The following is a 17,742-nucleotide window of genomic DNA, read 5'->3' on the forward strand; positions in this document are numbered from 1 at the left end:
TAAGAGGTCATAGTGCCATTGATCATTTTATTGCCGGTACTGTTGTTACTGGTTGCCCAAGGTCTGACGCCGGAGCTGGCACTCTTTCAGTTACTCCCCTTTCCGCAAACCAGTTATCTGGCGCTGAGCAGTGTCTTGTTACTGGCACTGTTATTACGCCAAACAGAGTGGCTTTACTGGCTTGGTATCCTGGCGACCCATTACTGGCTTGCCAGCTCAACCAACTTAACCGCAGCGGAGTTTGCTAATAGTCTGCCGCTGCTTAGCGCCAGCCTGTTGCTACTACTGGCGTTAATACCTAAACCCTCACCTTTTAAACTCAACGGGCTGTTGCTTCTTATCAGCCCGCCATTACTGCTGTTACTCAGTCAGCAGCTGCCATTGGCAACCTGGCTGGCCTCAGCGCAGCTACCTGCCATAGTATTTCAGCCCGTGTTGGCGGCAAGCCCGATTAATTGGTTGAGTGCCTGGTGGTTCAGTATTCTGGCTGGGATCTGGCTTATTGCCATTAACTTAAAACCACCGAAGGCGGCCAATTGGGGGGAGTTTGGTCTGTTCCTGGCCCTGCTACTTAGCACGGTTATTCCGCCCGGTACTGCTGTCGCCAACTGGACGCTGGTTGCGGCCTGCCTGTCGGTGTTTTTGGCCTTAGCCTTCCAGATGTTACATCTGGCATATATCGATGAGCTGACACAATTGCCGCAGCGCCGCGCGCTGATGGCGCACCTGAACCGGCTGGGACGAAACAGCGCGATTTGTATGCTGGATGTCGACCATTTTAAGAAATTTAACGACACTTACGGCCATGATGTTGGCGATCAGGTATTAAAGTTACTGGGCTCTATTCTTAGCAAGGTCAAAGGATTAACGGCCTACCGCTATGGCGGTGAAGAATTTACGCTGGTGTTTAACCACAATAAAAAAGCGCTGCTGGAAGAAAAACTGGAAGAAGTAAGGCTGGCAGTTGCCGAGTACCCGCTGGTGATCCGTAAATATAACCGCCCCAAAGACAGCAGCAGCGGGAAAAAAGCCCGCGGCAGCAGCGGTGCAGAAAAAACCGTCAACGTTACCATCAGCCTGGGTTGCTGTGTTAAACAAAAAGGCGAAACGCCAATGCAGCTGTTAAAACGTGCCGACGAAGCTCTATATGCCGCCAAGAAGGCCGGCCGCAATACCTTTGTATTAAAGCTTTAGCCTTAAAAAAAGCCCCGCTTGGCGGGGCTCGGTTATCAGCTTAAGTTTACTTCTTCAGATCAAAGCGATCTAAGGTCATCACCTTGTTCCAGGCGGCCACGAAGTCGCGGACAAACTTCTCTTTACCATCGTTCGCCGCATACACCTCGGCTACGGCACGCAGTTCAGCGTGAGAACCGAACACCAGATCAACCGGCGTAGCCGTGTACTTACGTTCGCCACTCTTGCGGTCAAAACCGTCGTATAAGCCTTCCTGCTCAGCTTTCGCCCAGCGGGTAGACATATCCAGCAAGTTAACGAAGAAATCGTTAGTCAGCTGGCCTGGCTTATCGGTGAACACCCCGTGCTTGCTACCGCCGCTGTTGACATCCAGCACCCGTAAACCACCTACCAGCACGGTCATTTCCGGTACTGTTAGCGTCAGCATGTTGGCACGGTCAACTAGCGCTTCGGCAGGTGAATACATGGCATCGCTGCTATAGTAGTTACGGAAACCATCTGCTTTTGGCTCCAGCACGGCGAAAGACTCAGCATCAGTTTGTGCCTGAGTCGCATCGGTACGGCCCGGAGTAAAGGGTACGGTAATATTGAAGCCAGCGTCTTTCGCCGCTTTCTCAATCGCAGCAGCACCACCTAACACGATCACGTCGGCCAGATATACTTTCTTGCCACCACGTAAGGTTTTGTTAAAGTCAGTTTGCACTTTTTCCAGCACAGCTAACACTTGTGCCAGCTCTTGCGGATCATTAGCTGCCCAGTCTTTTTGTGGCTCTAAGCGTAAACGGGCACCGTTAGCACCACCGCGCATATCGGTACCACGGAAGCTGGCAGCTGATGCCCAGGCGGTTTTCACCAGTTGCTGCACCGTTAAACCAGATGACAGCAGCTTGCCTTTCAGAGCATTAATATCACGGCTTTCAATCAGCTTGTGATCTACCGCTGGGATCGGATCTTGCCAAATCAACACTTCTTTTGGCACTTCAGCACCCAAATAGCGGCTCATTGGTCCCATATCACGGTGGGTTAATTTAAACCAGGCTTTAGCAAAGGCCAGTTCAAACTGCTTCGGATCTTCTTTAAAGCGCAGCGCAATTTCACGGTAAATTGGATCTTCTTTCAGCGCGATATCGCTGGTAAACATAATAGGTGCATGACGTTTACCTGGGATATGTGCATCCGGTACTAAGTTTGCAGCCTGACCGTTAGCCGGGATCCACTGAATCGCACCGGCCGGGCTCTTAGTTTGTACCCAGTCAAACGCAAACAGGTTATCCAGAAATTGCGTAGTCCAGGCAGTTGGGTTAGCAGACCAGGCACCTTCTAAACCACTGGTCACCGTATCTTCAGAATGGCCTTTACCGCACTTACTGGTCCAGCCTAAACCCTGCTCTTCAATATCTGCAGCAGCCGGCTCTTTACCGGTACACTCAGACGGCTTGTGGGCACCGTGTGCCTTACCAAAGGTGTGACCACCGGCAATTAACGCTACAGTTTCTTCATCGTTCATTGCCATGCGGCCGAAGGTTTCGCGAATTTCTTTCGCTGAGGCCAGCGGATCCGGCACGCCATTCGGACCTTCCGGGTTAACATAAATTAAGCCCATCTCGGTTGCGCCCATTGGCTTTGCCAGCTCGCCTTTTTCGTTGTAGCGTTTGCTGTCGAGCCACTCTTTCTCTGAACCCCAGTTTACAATTTCTGCTTCCCAATCGTCGGTACGGCCACCGGCAAAACCGAAGGTTTTAAAGCCCATTGATTCCAGTGCCACGTTACCGGTTAATACCATCAGGTCAGCCCAGGAAATTTTGCTGCCGTATTTTTGCTTAATTGGCCACAGCAGACGACGGGCTTTGTCGAGGTTGGCGTTATCCGGCCAGCTGTTTAACGGCTCGAAACGTTGCTGACCACCGTTGGCACCGCCACGACCGTCGAAAATCCGGTATACGCCGGCGCTATGCCACGCCATCCGGATCATAAAAGGACCGTAGTGTCCCCAGTCGGCTGGCCACCAATCCTGCGAAGTTTTTAGCAGAGTTTCGATATCTGCTTTAACTGCTGCCAGATCGAGAGTTTTAAACTGTTCGGCATAGTTATAGCCGGGGCCGTAAGGGTTATTCTCAATACTGTGTTGGCGCAGTGGGGCTAAGTTTAATTGCTCTGGCCACCAGAACTGGTTGTCAGTCATATTGCCTTTCGCCATGACAGCACCTGAACTCATTGCCAGGGTTACCGCGAGGGTGAGAGCCGATAAAATAGGACCTTTTTTACTTTGCATTTTTGTCACCTCTGGATTACACAGCGCCAAAACCGGCGCAAGTTCAACACCTGATAAGTATTAAAACTGGTCAACACCCAGCCGGCAGCCTATACCGGCGCCGCCTTGGGTCTCAGTATGTAAAGCCTAGTTGAAGTAAAAAAAAGAACAAAATAATTAAAAATGATTGAATCAATCTAAAAAAATGATAATTAAGCAAATAATGAACAATAATGCTGGCTCTAGCCCATTCCTGTCTCAGCGCCTGGCCAAAAAGCAGTATCTTTTTAGCTATCAGCCTGCAATACCACAAACTCCCTGGCACCAAGCTCTTTGGCCAGCGCGCGGATTTCACTGGCCTGTTTTACCGGGGCATAGGCAAAGCAGCTTACCTGTAATCCCGCTTCGGCGGCAGTATGGATAAACTGACACACTTCGGCAAAGCCGTATTGCTGTGGCTGTACCGCCTGCTGATAGGCCGGTGGATTCGCGGCCGGCAAATAGATTTCCAGCCGCTCGACTTCCAGTGCGATTAACTGCTGACATAGCTGCTCTGCCTCTGCAGCCGGCACCAGGCCATAGGTCACCAGCGTAACCGGTACACCATGGCGCTGTGCTTTAAAAGCTGGTAATACTTGTGATAGCAGCTCCAGAGCCAACAAAGGATCGCCACTACCAGCAAAAGCGATACCTTGTAGTTCAAACTCGGTTGAGGCCTGCCGCTCATAGCCATCCTGATAAGCCTGCGCTATCGCTGCCAGCACGGCAGCGGCATCAGGCTCGGGATTGAGCGTCACCTCAAGCTCACCCTGCCCGGCTAACTGCAGTATAGACTGCGCCGCCGGCAAGGCAGTGCCACTTTGTAAGGTAAGGCGTTGTTGTTGGAAGTAACTCAATACACTCATTTTTTATTCCGGCATTAAGCCATATCGGATTAGCGGGTAAGCAGCTTGTTCAGTTCTGCTGCCAGCAGCGGCGCCATACTGATGGCATTACTGGCGTGGGCGATACAATCGGTACTCCAGACTTCGCCGACACCGGCGGCCTTAATCACCTCGAGCGCATCGCCGGCAAAGAGTGCATGGGTAACGGCCACATCGACTGAGGCAGCACCAGCAGCTAATAACTTGCTACAGGCGCCCGCCAGGGTACGGCCGGAGCTGGCGACATCGTCCATTAGCACCACATTGCGACCCTGCACCCTGATATCGGGTAAGGCAATATCAACCTGCTTATCACCATGCCGCACCTTGTTACAGACTGCATAGTCACAATGAATGTGCTCAGCCGCCAGCGCCACCCATTGCAGGGCTTCGGCATCGGGGCCAATTAACAGCGGCCGACTATGTTTGCTGGCAATCAGCTCGGCTAAACGCGGGGCACCACTGAGTGCTATCGCCGCACCTTGTGGAATGGCTTCGCTTAATTCACTGATACGGTGCAGATGCGGATCGACAGTAATAACGCCATCAAACAGCTCGGCTAAAAACTGGCCGATAATTTTCTGGCTGACAATTTCACCCGGATTAAAAGCAATATCCTGCCGCATATAGGCCAGATAAGGTGCCACCAGCCAGATTTTCTGCACGCCCTGTAACCGGGCATGGCGGGCGATCAGCAGCAGCTCCACCAGTTTATCGTTAGGCTTATCCAGGCTTCGGTACAGCACCAGCTCGCGGGGTACGGCTTCAGCAAGCGGCAGGGTAAGTTTTAACTCGGCATCGGGAAAATGATGCAGCTGATAACTGATTAACGGTAAACCGGCGGCGTCGGCTAAACGGTTCGCTGCCTGCACCTCGTCCGGTGCGCATAATACAAATACCGACATACTTTAATACTCCAACTGCAGTGGCAGCAGCAACTCAGGGGCGCCAATCCGGTAACCCAGGCTGCGCTGACAAGCCTGGCGGGCAAAGGCTAACTCGGTGGGGTAAGCCGCATACACCCGGTATAGCGCTTGTCTCTGTTCCACCTGCTCACCTAGTGGTAGTGGTTTTCGAAGTACTGGCAGGCTGGGCTTCGGTTACTGCTTTGGATGCGGTCATAAAAACTCACCAAAAACGATATCGAGTTTAATCTACTCCTGCTGCTATGGCAGTGCCAGTATTTTTGTCGCGCTAAGCTTGTGCCAGATCAGGATATGGCGGCTTACCATTCAGCGACTTGCAGCCGTTGTTTAATACCGACCATTTGTAGTTGCATCGCATACAGCACTTCGGCGAAATCCCGACAACCCGGGCTGATATTTGGCAGGGAAAGCCCTGCCTCGATAAAAAAACGTTGTTGTTCCGCATCGGTTTGCCAGGCTTGCCGCCACCAATCCTGAATATGGTTGGCGCAATGCTGCATCCGGCTTTGACTCGGTAGCCGGTCGCGCTTTTTGCGATTTTCGGCCTGACTGGCCGGCAGCAAATTCCACAGATCATTATTTGGCCAATAGCTAAAGGGTACACAGTGGTCAATATCAAAACTGTAGAGTGGCGTCCCACTCCAGACACTACATACCTGAGCACCGCTGCTACGCAGTCCTGCAACTTTCTGCCGCACCAGTCGAGTATCATGCTGCTGATCCAACCAGCGCAGCTGGTTATGATAGCTTTCGAGAGAGATTTGTCGCTCAGCATTACGTTGATACTTTTGCATCTCGGCAATCCATTGCTGAACCAGTAACGGCTCAATCCAGCAGCCGTACTGGCGGAAGCAATTCCAGAGATCCTCGCTTAAAACAAAGCAGCCGAAACTTGCCAGGAAATCGCGATCAATCAATAGATGGCTGAGTTTTGCTACTTTATGGCGCTCCATCCGGAATAGCGTATTACTCTTCTCGCCCTGCCAGATATAGGTAACAGGCCCCGCCTTTATGGTGCTGAGCGTATCCGAAAACAGTTGTTGCAGCGCCTGAGCTTCCTCACCGGTATAAAAGTTACCGATCGCGAAATCATCAGCGGTGAGTTTGGCAAGCTTGCCCCAGCCATCCGGCTTTACGAAACCTAAGCCTTTCGCCGGATCAGCGTTCTGCTGCATATCGCTATCGACCAGACGCTTAAACAAGCGGATCCAATATAAGGCAACTAAACCCAGTGCAATGCCTACCTGCCCATCTTGCCGGTCAATAACGGCGCCAGGATGCGCCTCGGCGATCCGCACCAGGGTACGTAATAGCGCCAGCTTGTAAGTCGAGGATTTGTTGTCGTTAACTACAATGTGCCGCACTTTACTCAGGCTGCCACTACCGTCATCCGGTAGCGTCAGTACCAGCGTCTGCCATGCAACATCAACCCGACCGCCGGCATCGGCAGTTCGCGCGGAGAGATGTTTAAGCACTAAACCAAATTTGCTGGCCAGCTCATTGATTTCATCTACCGAAACCGGATAAGCAGCCCGATGATCGCTAAAGTCGCCATAGCGCAAGCTGAGAACAAAGTGGCCGCCAGGGGCCAATAAGTTGGCTATTTTTCGAAAGGTGCGCTGCCGCTCTGACGGACTGATATGCATCCAGACTGCGCTCAGCAAAATAGTATTAAAACGCAGATTGAGCTGATAGGTCGCTTTCAGCTCCGGCAAACTATCAGAGAGCCATTGCACTTTGGGAGCCAGCGCGGCACTGGTTTTTAACTGCCCCAGCCGGCGCAGATCCTCTGCCGGCTCCACGGCGATAACCTGATTGCCTTGCGCGGCCAGCCAGAATGCATCTCGGCCACTGCCGGCACCGATATCGAGCACCAATTGTTCTTTCGGCCAGTAAGTTTGCCAACTCTGATGCACCTGTTCAAAACTTAGCGCATCATACTGGGCGGCAAAAAGCTCAGCTTGCTGATGATAAATATCGATAGTTTTGCTCATTGAGGATAGCTAAGCCGTTGTTGTCGCTGCTACTTTAGGTCTTTGTAGCAGCTACGCCCAGTCAGTGCAATCTTTGTCGGAAAATTTACCGGCTCACATTAAGAATGCCGCATCTGCTTTGCCGCAAATACACTGGCCAGCACTACCACGGCGATGGCAAGGCCAAAGTACAGGGTTTCCAGCGTGGCGCCGACTTCTACCGCTTGCTCCAGAAACAGAATCACCATAATGACGCTGGCGACCTGCATCAGGGTAATTTTTAGATCATGGAAGTTTTTGATATCCATGGCTTTGAGTAAGCCTTTGTCGCGGCTTTCCACATCGCCCAGAAACAGTCGGTACAGGCCGGTGGCAATAATCTGAAAGGTTAATGCGATCAGTAAGATATCCAGTACTTTCAGCATTTTTACTGCCAACCTTTTGCCTAAATCGGCGGTATCGGGCAGTTGGCTTAGGGTTTCCCAAATAATGTTATACACAATCACCGCACTGCTCAGATACAGTAAACAAGCGGCGGCACCACAAACCACTATCGTCAGTAGCACCAGAATACGGCTGCTTTGTAAGATTTTTTCCATCGGTTTTACCTTTAACATAGGCCTGCTCCGTTTACTGACGTTAGCGGTAACTTGGAGTGACGGCGGTGTGACAAGTTCCGGTGTACTTAGGTTTACACTCACTCAATGACTAACTTGCTAGACAAAATTAGAAAAACCTTGGGTTTTTGACTAATATTTCAGACAAAAACCTACACAAATCCAGTTTTTGTCGGCTATATTAGACACCACCTCCAACTGGTAAGGATTTTCTATGCAACTTACCTTACAAGCATTTAACGATGGCCATTGGCATGATGCCTATCATATCAGCCTGGACAAACCGGAAGCTGGTCGGCTAGGTAGTGTAACATTGCAGCCTCTGTTCGACTACGCTGCCTTGTACTTTGATGAAGCCGGGGCACGAAGCTTTTCAGCACTTTACCCTGTTAACCCTATGGATATCCATGCTTTCAAAAGTTGGCCGGCGATATTTGAAGATATTATGCCGATGGGCTATGCCCGGAAACTCTGGTTAGATCTGTTAAATTTGCAACAAGCGTCCAGCGCTCAACAGGATCTTGAGTTGTTAAAATCAGGTACTATCGCCCCCGTTGGTAATTTACGCTTGAAAGAATCAATAACGGCGTTGTCTGAGCAATTAGCTGATTTGCGCTTTGAGCAAGCCGCCGTTGTTGAACGTGATCATGACTTTTTAACCTATGCGCGCCAACGAGGTGCCGTTTCGGGTGGCGCAACCGGTGCTGGTGGAGCTGCTCCCAAACTACTCGTGAGGCTTAACCAGCGGCGTGAAGTTTGGATCGACCCCTTGCAGTCTGATAACGAGCCTGATCTACATTATCTGGATATACGACTTTGCACCTATGAAAGCCGATCCAGAGATTGTGGTACGCACCACGAATTGGAGCAATCAAATCGAGAAAGCAGGTGATATCGCCTGGCTCGAATTATGCGAGCGCCTGGAGTGCTACGGCGATCCTGACGGTTTTAAGCAGGCATTACGCCAACTCGCCGATCAATTAGTAGACTTGCCAGCCCGTTTGGCTGCAAGGGGTGTTCCAGATAACATTTTGAAAATGCCTGTGATGGGGTTTACACATCTAGAACAACGATTAAACAAGTGGGGATTGTTAAAATGAGTACGACCAAAGGAGGCAACGCCAGTAATGCCGACAGATTTGCATTAAAAAACGCTCTATTGAAACAAATGCTTGCCGGAACTATTACGCTAGGCGAGCTTGCCAAAACACTGCGGAGTCAAGGTTTAAAAATGTCACAAACTCAGGTTTGTAAGCTTACCGGACTTAGCCGGCAAGTTGTAAGTGACATTGAGAATGATAATGGCAATCCTCGCTTAGATAATTTACGCAGTTACTTTAAATTATTAGGTTTGGAGCTCGCTGTTTTGCCAAGACAGCGTGCTGAGCTGGAGAGTCTGATACCACACTTAACTAACGACTGAGTACACTAATACCCCGTACAACCTGCTAACCGTTTACAGCAGCCACTGGTCGCAATCCACAGTGCGGCCTCTTGTGCCGCTGCCCTGCTGCGCCTAAGGTAAGCAAAAAACACTATAACTTCGCGGGAACCTATGCGCTTCTTTTATACCAGCTTGCTTACTGCCAGTTTGGCAGCCTTACCTTGTGTTGCCTCAGCTGCTGACATAAGCACCGCCCAGCCGGTGCCGTATTTTCCACAAAGTGATTACCGGCCGGATATCAGCCCGGTGCCGGAATTACTGGGCCATCAATTTGGCGAGCGCATTTCAGAGCCGGCAGCGATATCCCGCTTTTTTGAGCAACTGGCCAGCCGTTATCCGCAGCAGGTGAAGCTGGTGCACTATGGCAAAAGCTGGCAGGGCCGGCCGCTGTTTTATGCGGTAATTGGCAGTAGCAGCAATATCAGCCAGCTGGCCGAAATTGAAGCCGGGATGCGTAAACTCGCACAGCCTGCAAGCCTGAGTGAACCGGAAGCCAAACAGCTGATCGCCAGCCTGCCGGCCAGTGTCTGGATTGCCGGTAGCCTGCATGGCAACGAAATAAGCCCAGCCGATGCGGCCATGGCCTTGGCTTATCATTTGCTGGCCGACCAAAGCGCCCTGACCCAGCAAATATTAAGCAATACCCTGGTCTATATCGACCCGCTGCAAAACCCGGATGGCCATCATCGTTTTGTCAGCCGTTACTATGCCACAGTAGGCCTGGAGCATTCGCCGGATCGGCTTTCCGCTGAGCAGAACGAGCCCTGGCCCAATGGCCGTACCAACCATTACCTGTTTGATATGAACCGCGACTGGATTTCGTTAACCCAGCCGGAAACCGCCAGCCGCGTTAAAGCACTGCAGCAAATGTATCCGCTGCTGTTTGTCGACTCGCATGAAATGGGCGGCGATATGGGATATTACTTTAGCCCCGAGGCCGAGCCCTACAACCCGCATATTCAGGCCAGCCAGCGCCAGGTGCTGAATAAGGTGGGCCAGAATAATGCCAAATGGTTTGACGAGCTGGGCTATCACTACTTTACCCGTGAGATTTTCGATGCCTTTTACCCCGGCTATGGCGCCAGCTGGCCGCTGTATTACGGCAGCGTATCGATGACGTATGAGATGGCCTCGGCACGCGGCCATCATTACCGGATGCAGGATGGCCAGATCCTGACGTTTGCCGATGGTATTCAGCGTAATTTTGTCGCCTTTAAAGCCACGCTGGAAACCGCCAGCCAGCAGGCCAGCACCTTGCTGCAAAATTTTTATCAGTACCGCAAAACTGCGGCGGCACAGGGCGAAAAAGATGGCCTGCGTAGCTTTATTTTTGCTGCCGAGCGCGATCTGGCCGGCCATCAGAAACTGATGGGCGTGCTAACCCAGCATGGCATTAAAGTAGAGCAGGCGCAGCAGGCGTTTCGAGCCTGTGGCAAAGACTATCAGGCGGGCAGCTACCTTATTCGCACCAATCAGCCGAGTTACCATTTAATGCGCACCCTACTCGATAATACGGTGCCGATGGATAAGGCCTTTTTAGAGAAACAGGAGCAGCGCCGCGCCAATAACCTGCCGGATCAGATTTACGATGTTACCGCCTGGTCGTTACCATTGATGTATAACCTGGAAATGCAGCGCTGTAATCAGGCACCGCGGGTTAATACCACTGTGGTGGGCCCGGATACCCTGATCGCCGGTAGCGTTAGTAACCCGGATGCACGCTACGGCTTTGTCGTGCCTTGGGGCGATATGGCGGCGGCGCGCTTTTTAAGCGCAGCACTGCAACAGGGGTTAATGCTACGTAGCAGTGATCTGCCCTTTACGCATCAGAATGGTCAGCGTTACCCGGCCGGCACCCTGGTATTAAGCCGTGCCGATAATCCGGCTGACTTAACCACCAAGGTACAACAACTGGCACAGCAAAGCGGCGCCAGGGTACAGGGGCTGGATAACAGCTGGGTAACGGAGGGGCCGAACTTTGGCTCCTTTAATGTGCCGGCTGTGCCAAAGATTAATGTCGCGATGCTGTGGGATGAGCCGACCAATCCGCTCAGTGCCGGCAGTGCCCGCTTTGTACTGGAGCGTGGTATCGGTTATCCGGTCACGGCAATTCGCCCGGCGCAGCTACGCAGTGCCGATCTAAGCCGTTATCAGGTGCTGATTCTACCGGCGACAGGTGCTGGCAGTTATCAGCAGGCACTGGGGAGTGTCGGCAGCGAGAATTTACGCCAGTTTGTGCAGCGTGGTGGTGTACTGATCACCCTTGGCAATGCCACCAGCTATTTGCTGGAAGGCGATAAGCCACTGCTAAGCAGCAAGCGCGAGTATCAGGTTAGTGAGCAGGATAAACCTGCCAGCGAAGCAAGAGTGCCAGGCCGGGTGTTGGCGGAATACCGTGAGTTCGAGCAGATGTTAAAGCCGTATCAGGCCGATCCGGACTGGGTGCCGGGCTTTATTGCCAATGCTGTGGTTGATCAAAACCATTGGCTAACCGCCGGTATCGCCGAACAGGTACGCAGCCTCTATGTTGGCAACCATATTTACCAGCCGCTGCGGATTAACGATGGCCGCAATGTGGTTAATTTCGCCGCCCCTAAAGATCTTCTGGCCGGTGGCTTTGTGTGGGAAGAAAACCGCCAGCAAATAGCGCATAAACCGCTGGTGATGGTGCAGTCGCACGGCCGTGGCCAGGTGATTGCCTTTACCCAGGAGCCAAACTTCCGCGCTTACGTCGATGGTATGCACCTGCTGTATATCAACGCCGTATTCCGCGGCGCCGCACACGCCGGCGCCCTGCGTTAAGCAGGATTGTCTTTCATCCCGAGCAGTGGCAGTTATGCCTTATGCCACTGCCTGAGATGTCTGGATAAGTTTCAAAAAAGCGGGAATAAAATAGTGTTCTGATCCGTTACCTCGGTGTCAGTGTGACAAAAAGAGGAAACGATCATGAAAACTGTATTTAAACCATCATTAATTGCTTTAGCCTGTTTTTCTACCCTGGCGCTGGCGGATGTTAGCCTGAGTGTCAGCACTCAAACATCGGCTCAAACCGCGATGTCTGCATCTGCTGGCCAGGCGCAAAGCGGTTCTGCCAATGCGCAAGCTAGCCAAAGTAGCAATACCCAGGCCTCTGCCACTGCTTCGGTCAGCACACCCAATACCCTGCCTGGTGCTGACTCCGAGCCAGCAGATGAAGAAACCGTTGCAGTACCTACTACCATTGCCGGTAACGCCGATGCAGCAACCGACACCAACACTGAAAGTGAAGGTGAGCTGGCACTGGGCTTAACCGACCTGCTGGCAGACAACGCTATGCCACAGCCGGCTCTGCCTGAGCTACCCACTGCCACGGTAACCGAGGCGGTAGCCAGTATTGATGCGGCCAGCACCGTTGCCAATGCGCTGACGGTGAGCTCTCAGGTGCAAGGTTTGGCGTCAGGCAGTGCAGAGGCCGCTCAACAAACGGCCGGGGCCGTTACTGCGAATGTCAGCCAGGCAGTGCAACAGCAGGTTCAGGGTTCAGCCAACCAGTTGGTGCAGCAAGCTGCCAGTGCTGAAGTGCTGCAAAACGTCAATCAGGCTGTTAACGCTGAAGTCTCGAACACCGTTCGGAACAGCCTGCGGCTGACCACCGGTCTGTAATATGCGCCGGGCCCTGCCCGCTGCAGGGCTCGCTTTTGCAGGAGTATTCCCATGTTATGCTTTCGCCATACTTTGCCCGCTACCGCCCTGCTGAGCCTGCTGCTTACCCCGGCGCTGGCGGCACAAACTACCGAGTCCGCCGCACCGGCCTGGGGTTTTTCCGCTAAGGTGCGGGCGGGGTTAGAATATCAATCTAACGTCAATGTCAGTGAATTAAACCAAGCCAGTGGCCGCTCCGATAATGCCCGTTTGCTGGAAGCCGATGTCAATGCCAGCTGGCAAGCCACTGATAAGCTACAAGTGTTTGTTGGCTATTCGCTGCAGGATAAACAGTATCAAAATGCGGACGACTATAATCTCAGATTGCAGCTGGCCTTTTTAGACAGCCAGTATCAATTGGGTGCCACCAGCTTAGGCATCAACCTGTACCATGCCGATGCACGCTTGGCGTCTGCTCCCTTTTTAACCTTAACCCAAAGCAGTCTCTACGCGATGCACAGTGCCAGTGATACCTGGTATCTGCGCCCGGCACTAATACTTGGCCAAAAGCGTTTCGATAATATCAATGGCCGTGATGCCCAAACACGTAGCCTTAGTGCCGACAGTTTCTGGTTTAGTGCTGATGGTCAGCGCTTTATCAGCCTGGGCCTGCGTTACGATTGGGAGGCCGCCGACGCCACTGAGTTCCGTTACCAGGCACCGGCCGTGCAACTGAAAATGTCGACCCGCTTTACCGCCTGGACCTTGCCGCAGCAACTGCAGTTTGGCGCCCGTGTCGCCCGGCGCCAGTATCAGAGCCATAGTGTGGCCAATACTGCAGCTGCCCGTAACGACTTGCAACGTCAGCTGGATCTGCAATGGCAACTGGGGCTGTCAGAGCACTTTGCCCTGATTAGCAAACTGGAGTTCGGTGATTTTCAGTCCATCCTCGATAGCGCAGATTACACCGAAAGTCGCGGCTCACTGTCGCTACAACTGAGTTTCTAGCGGCGGTTCGATCACCCCGTGCCCCGTTACCGGATCTTTACCCGGCTCGCCAAGGTCGCGGGCCTGCTGCATCAGTAACTGATACACCTGCTGATGCGTTAATTGCGGCTGTGCGGCCCGCCAGCAAGCCACCGCAGCACTGACGACGGGTGCTGCCAAAGAGGTCCCACTTTGTGGCTGCACCTGACCATTGGCGGTCAGTGCTGCTACTCTTACCCCGACGGCGGCGAAATCGATATAGTCGCCCTGATTAGCCCAACGATAGGGAGTCATATCCGGTGCCACTGCGGTTACTGCAATCACTCCCGGATAGGCCGCCGGATATAAAGGGGTTGCCGCAGGGCCGCCATTGCCGGCAGCCGCCACCAAACTTAGTCCGCGGGCCTGTAATTGTTGGATCAGTAACGCCAGCACCGGGTTATCAGGTCCGGTCAGACTGAGGTTAATCACCTGCAGCGGCTGACTCGCCAGCCAGTCCAGTGCCGTCAGTAAGTGCTCTAAACTGGCGGATTGCTGCACCGCATTGCTGGCATAAAAAGCCGCGGCACTGTACAAAGTTAATTGCGGTAATAACGGCGTGATCGCCGGGTCGCGCGCCGCCAGCAAACTGGCCACCGCCGTACCATGGGCATAACTGGCTGCCAGCTGTTCAGGTAAAAAGCGCCGCGCCACCAGATTAAAGTGCCCGCTTTGCACGGCCAGCGCAGGCAACTCAGTATTAATATCGGTATCGACCATTCCCAGGCTGACCGGCCAATTGCACATGCTGGCCTTACTCTGAGCCGCGGCCTGCGGCGCTGCGGTGCTGGCTTGCTGCTGCGGCTGGTACAAATGATTACGCCCACTGTAACGCAGTAGCTCGGCACTAAATTGCTGCGCTAATGCAGACGCCGAATCAAGGGCTGCTGGCACCTTTAATGTCACTAACGTTAGCTGCAAAGCAGGTAAAGGCTGTTGTCGCTGCAGATAACCGGCCAGCTCAGGCCAGCGCTGCAGCAAAGCCTGCCACTCGTCTGCGGTTAGTAACAATAGCCACTCGCGTTCTATGGCACGAAAGCCCTGCTCCACTTCAACTTCGCGCCAGAGTGGTTCACCGCTTAGGGTCAGGATGTCCTGTACCGCCGGTAGCTGCAGTGGGTCGGGCAAGGTCGCCAGCGTGGCCAATTGCTCGCGCAAGCGCTGCTCGGCAAGCTGTTGTTGCAGTTGCTCAGTTTGCCGCAACAACTCGGCGGTGGGTTGCTTTAAGGTATCAACCAGAGGCGGCGGCAGCTCAGGGGGGCGCACTACCTGCCCTGGGCTGACAGCAGGCAAACCGGCCAGAAACAGTGCTGCGACTAAGGTTTTTTTCATCAACACACCTCTTTAACTTGCATAACTTGTATCATGCTAACGGCTGGTGTCAAAAAAAATTCCCTGCTGCTGGAATAAAAGGTCAACCTCAGCCGTTATCCCGGTAAAAGGAGAGCGCTTATGACCAAAGCTGACTTACAATTACTACTCCCGGCCTTACGCCGCTTTGCCTATTCGCTAACGGGCAGCCGCGCTGATGCCGATGATTTAACCCAAAACACTCTGGTCCGTTTGCTGGACCACCCGACACCCGATGGTGTGCCAGCGGCACAGTGGGCCTTTCGGATTTGCCGTAATTTATGGATAGATGAATACCGCGCCCGGCGCGTAAGGCAGACGGCCCAGCCACAGATAGAGTATGAAACCCTGACCGAAACCGATGGCGAAGCGCAGCTATTAAATGATATTCAGCTGACTCAGGTTGGTAAGGCCCTGGATACGCTACCGCCCGAGCAGCGTGAAGTTTTATCGCTGGTGGCGGTGGAAGGGATGAGCTATCAGGAAGCGGCCTCAGTTCTGGCGATTCCGGCTGGGACTATTATGAGCCGGCTGGCCAGAGCGCGGCTTGCCATCGCCAACAAGTTAAAATTACCCGGGGGGCTGACATGCAATTAACCGATGAACTGTTATCTGGCTTTCTGGATGCCAGCCTATCCGAAGCTGAGATGGCCCTGGTGCGTCAGCAGTTGCTGGAAGATGAAAGCTTAGTGGATCGCCTCGCCAGCCTGGCCATGGTGGATGTGCTGGTGCAGCAACATGCCAGACAAATTGAGCAAACGCCTATTCCTGAGGCGATCACCGCACTGCTGCACGGCGCAACAACGCCTGAAACGGCAGAAGTGATCCCCTTTCCGTGGTGGCGCCGCGCCAGTCAACAGCTACAACGTCACGCCGCTGCCGTCGCTTGTGTGGCACTGCTTGCCGGCTATGGCGTAGCACAGTGGCTCCCCGACAGTGGCAATAGCTTCGCCGCACAACTGGCGGTAGCACTCGATAGCACGCCAAGTGGCCGTCAGGTGCAGGTGCAGGATCAGCAGTTAACGCCGCAACTGAGTTTTATTAATCACAGCGGAGAGTTTTGCCGCTACGTCAGCCTGCAGAGTGCAACGCAGCTTACCGAAACCATCGCCTGTCGTACCACAAACGGCTGGCAGCAACAGGCCAGTATCACGGTGGCACAGCACCGTCAGGCGGGCGGCTATCACACCGCCAGCGCCGCCATGCTGCTGGATCCGATGCTGGACCAATTAATGGCGGGGCAGGCATTAGATGCGACGGCTGAACAGCGATATTTAAAATCACAACACTAAGCATGTTTCGGAGGTGATGATGAGTAAAGTGTCCTCTTTAGCAAAACCTTGGCTGTTACTGGCGGTGTTATTGCTCGCCGCCTGTAGCAGCAAACCGGATTACCGGCCTGCACTAAACGGCGGTTTCGGCTATGCCGAACAGCGCATAGCCGATAATTTTTACCGGGTCAGTTTTAAAAGCCGTGGCGAGGATCGCGAGCGGGCCAAAGCTTATGCGATGCAGCGTGCTGCCGAACTTACTGCTGAGCAGGGGTTCGACTGGTACCTCGTGGTTGAGCAGGAAACGCTGCGGGAGCGGCAACGCGATAACAGCAGCCAGCTTGGCGTTAGCTATCAGCAGGATACGGTGCGCAACTGTTCATTGCTGGGCTGTCGCACCCGTACTGTTCATCGCCCGCAATATGAAGCCGGCATCGGCCTGGATAAGCGTAATGAGGTTGAGGTAGTGCTGCAGATCAGAATGGGTAAGGGCGTGATGCCGGAACGTGGCGCTTATCCGGCAAGCGTACATCGTCACTAACCCTTGTTGTCGCTGCCGGAATGGCGAGCGCTGACCGGGCTTGTAAATGCCGCACCGGAGCGCCCTCACGGCTTGAAAGTAACATAGGCAGTCAGATTGGCGTAGCGCAGCACTGCGCCAGCTGCATTTTATGCAATGCTTTTTCCGTTTGATTTTTGCACAAAGTGCGGAATTTTTTCATTAGACGTTAGCGCATTTTTTGACCAAATTATGACTCCCAAGCTAACCCAACAGGTGCCATATGACCTCGCCATTCGTACTGACAGTACATAAAAACTTTGCCTTTAAATTGAAGGAAGCTGGCTGCGACCCGCAGCAAATTGCATCGCATTTACAGGACGTATTACTGGAAGATGAAGAAATTACGCAGATCATTCAGGAACTGAGTAGTCAGCCGGAACGCTTCGGTTCCCGCCAGGATTTCGCTTGATCCCAAAAATGTTGGGGGCTTTTGCCCCCAACCAAAACCACTTGGGTAAACATCCAGGAAGGAAGTAGAGGTAACCACTACTCTGCTTATTTTATCCCTACCCCATGACCTTTTTGTGACACCTCAGTGGCAGTTCCATGAACTTATCCACCGCACTCCGGTACCGGTCTGACCC

17 protein-coding genes are annotated in these 17,742 nt (G+C 53.0%); 10 read left to right on the forward strand and 7 right to left on the reverse strand.

Annotated features, from left to right (window positions below; translation table 11 throughout):
- Positions 1 to 12: 12 nt before the first annotated feature.
- Positions 13 to 1,194, forward strand: coding sequence for a GGDEF domain-containing protein (locus AEST_RS12320; RefSeq protein ID WP_008609433.1), 1,182 nt, complete (start codon positions 13 to 15; stop codon positions 1,192 to 1,194).
- 46 nt (positions 1,195 to 1,240) lie between these two features.
- On the opposite strand, the gene katG is transcribed toward AEST_RS12320, so the two are convergent.
- The 6 genes from katG to AEST_RS12345 form a co-directional block, all read right to left on the reverse strand.
- The gene (gene katG / locus AEST_RS12325; protein ID WP_008609435.1) at positions 1,241 to 3,466 is read right to left on the reverse strand and encodes a catalase/peroxidase HPI; all 2,226 of its coding nucleotides are present in this window, start codon (positions 3,464 to 3,466) and stop codon (positions 1,241 to 1,243) included.
- A gap of 266 nt (positions 3,467 to 3,732) precedes the next feature.
- Complete coding sequence (locus tag AEST_RS12330; RefSeq protein ID WP_008609436.1) at positions 3,733 to 4,350, reverse strand: TatD family hydrolase; 618 nt, start codon at positions 4,348 to 4,350, stop codon at positions 3,733 to 3,735.
- Positions 4,351 to 4,379: 29 nt separating this feature from the next.
- Complete coding sequence (locus tag AEST_RS12335; protein ID WP_008609438.1) at positions 4,380 to 5,273, reverse strand: ribose-phosphate diphosphokinase; 894 nt, start codon at positions 5,271 to 5,273, stop codon at positions 4,380 to 4,382.
- A gap of 3 nt (positions 5,274 to 5,276) precedes the next feature.
- Positions 5,277 to 5,417, reverse strand: coding sequence for a hypothetical protein (locus AEST_RS17200; RefSeq protein WP_008609439.1), 141 nt, complete (start codon positions 5,415 to 5,417; stop codon positions 5,277 to 5,279).
- A 176-nt stretch (positions 5,418 to 5,593) separates the two neighbouring features.
- A complete protein-coding gene (locus AEST_RS12340) occupies positions 5,594 to 7,288 on the reverse strand; it encodes a class I SAM-dependent methyltransferase (RefSeq protein ID WP_008609440.1) in 1,695 nt (564 codons plus the stop codon).
- A gap of 98 nt (positions 7,289 to 7,386) precedes the next feature.
- A complete protein-coding gene (locus tag AEST_RS12345) occupies positions 7,387 to 7,884 on the reverse strand; it encodes a YqhA family protein (protein WP_008609441.1) in 498 nt (165 codons plus the stop codon).
- A 214-nt stretch (positions 7,885 to 8,098) separates the two neighbouring features.
- Here AEST_RS12345 and AEST_RS12350 point away from each other — a divergent pair, with 214 nt between their 5' ends.
- From AEST_RS12350 to AEST_RS12370, 5 genes are all read left to right on the forward strand, one after another.
- A complete protein-coding gene (locus tag AEST_RS12350) occupies positions 8,099 to 8,776 on the forward strand; it encodes a hypothetical protein (RefSeq protein WP_008609442.1) in 678 nt (225 codons plus the stop codon).
- A gap of 204 nt (positions 8,777 to 8,980) precedes the next feature.
- The gene (locus tag AEST_RS12355; protein ID WP_039925487.1) at positions 8,981 to 9,307 is read left to right on the forward strand and encodes a helix-turn-helix domain-containing protein; all 327 of its coding nucleotides are present in this window, start codon (positions 8,981 to 8,983) and stop codon (positions 9,305 to 9,307) included.
- A gap of 132 nt (positions 9,308 to 9,439) precedes the next feature.
- Positions 9,440 to 12,130, forward strand: a complete 2,691-nt coding sequence (locus tag AEST_RS12360; RefSeq protein WP_008609444.1) for a M14 family metallopeptidase — start codon at positions 9,440 to 9,442, stop codon at positions 12,128 to 12,130.
- A gap of 144 nt (positions 12,131 to 12,274) precedes the next feature.
- Positions 12,275 to 12,970 (forward strand): hypothetical protein, encoded by a 696-nt coding sequence (locus tag AEST_RS12365; protein WP_008609445.1) that lies wholly within the window; start codon positions 12,275 to 12,277, stop codon positions 12,968 to 12,970.
- A 51-nt stretch (positions 12,971 to 13,021) separates the two neighbouring features.
- A complete protein-coding gene (locus tag AEST_RS12370; protein ID WP_008609446.1) occupies positions 13,022 to 13,957 on the forward strand; it encodes a surface lipoprotein assembly modifier in 936 nt (311 codons plus the stop codon).
- On the opposite strand, the gene AEST_RS12375 is transcribed toward AEST_RS12370, so the two are convergent.
- Positions 13,940 to 15,307 carry a S8 family serine peptidase gene (locus AEST_RS12375; RefSeq protein WP_008609447.1) on the reverse strand — a complete coding sequence of 456 codons (1,368 nt, stop codon included), beginning with the start codon at positions 15,305 to 15,307 and terminating at the stop codon, positions 13,940 to 13,942. The two genes, AEST_RS12370 and AEST_RS12375, sit on opposite strands and share 18 nt — an antisense overlap.
- A 120-nt stretch (positions 15,308 to 15,427) precedes the next feature.
- On the opposite strand from AEST_RS12375, the gene AEST_RS12380 reads away from it, so the two are divergent.
- From AEST_RS12380 to AEST_RS12395, 4 genes are all read left to right on the forward strand, one after another.
- Positions 15,428 to 15,922: an RNA polymerase sigma factor gene (locus AEST_RS12380; protein WP_008609448.1), complete on the forward strand. Its 495-nt coding sequence runs from the start codon at positions 15,428 to 15,430 to the stop codon at positions 15,920 to 15,922.
- Positions 15,913 to 16,617, forward strand: a complete 705-nt coding sequence (locus AEST_RS12385) for an anti-sigma factor (protein WP_008609449.1) — start codon at positions 15,913 to 15,915, stop codon at positions 16,615 to 16,617. The genes AEST_RS12380 and AEST_RS12385 overlap by 10 nt, the downstream gene beginning before the upstream one ends.
- A gap of 19 nt (positions 16,618 to 16,636) precedes the next feature.
- A complete protein-coding gene (locus tag AEST_RS12390; protein ID WP_008609450.1) occupies positions 16,637 to 17,137 on the forward strand; it encodes a CC0125/CC1285 family lipoprotein in 501 nt (166 codons plus the stop codon).
- 241 nt (positions 17,138 to 17,378) lie between these two features.
- The gene (locus AEST_RS12395; RefSeq protein ID WP_008609451.1) at positions 17,379 to 17,567 is read left to right on the forward strand and encodes a hypothetical protein; all 189 of its coding nucleotides are present in this window, start codon (positions 17,379 to 17,381) and stop codon (positions 17,565 to 17,567) included.
- The last annotated feature ends 175 nt before the right edge of the window (positions 17,568 to 17,742 follow it).

The sequence above is a fragment of the Alishewanella aestuarii B11 genome, from assembly GCF_000280055.1.
GTDB lineage: Bacteria > Pseudomonadota > Gammaproteobacteria > Enterobacterales > Alteromonadaceae > Alishewanella > Alishewanella aestuarii.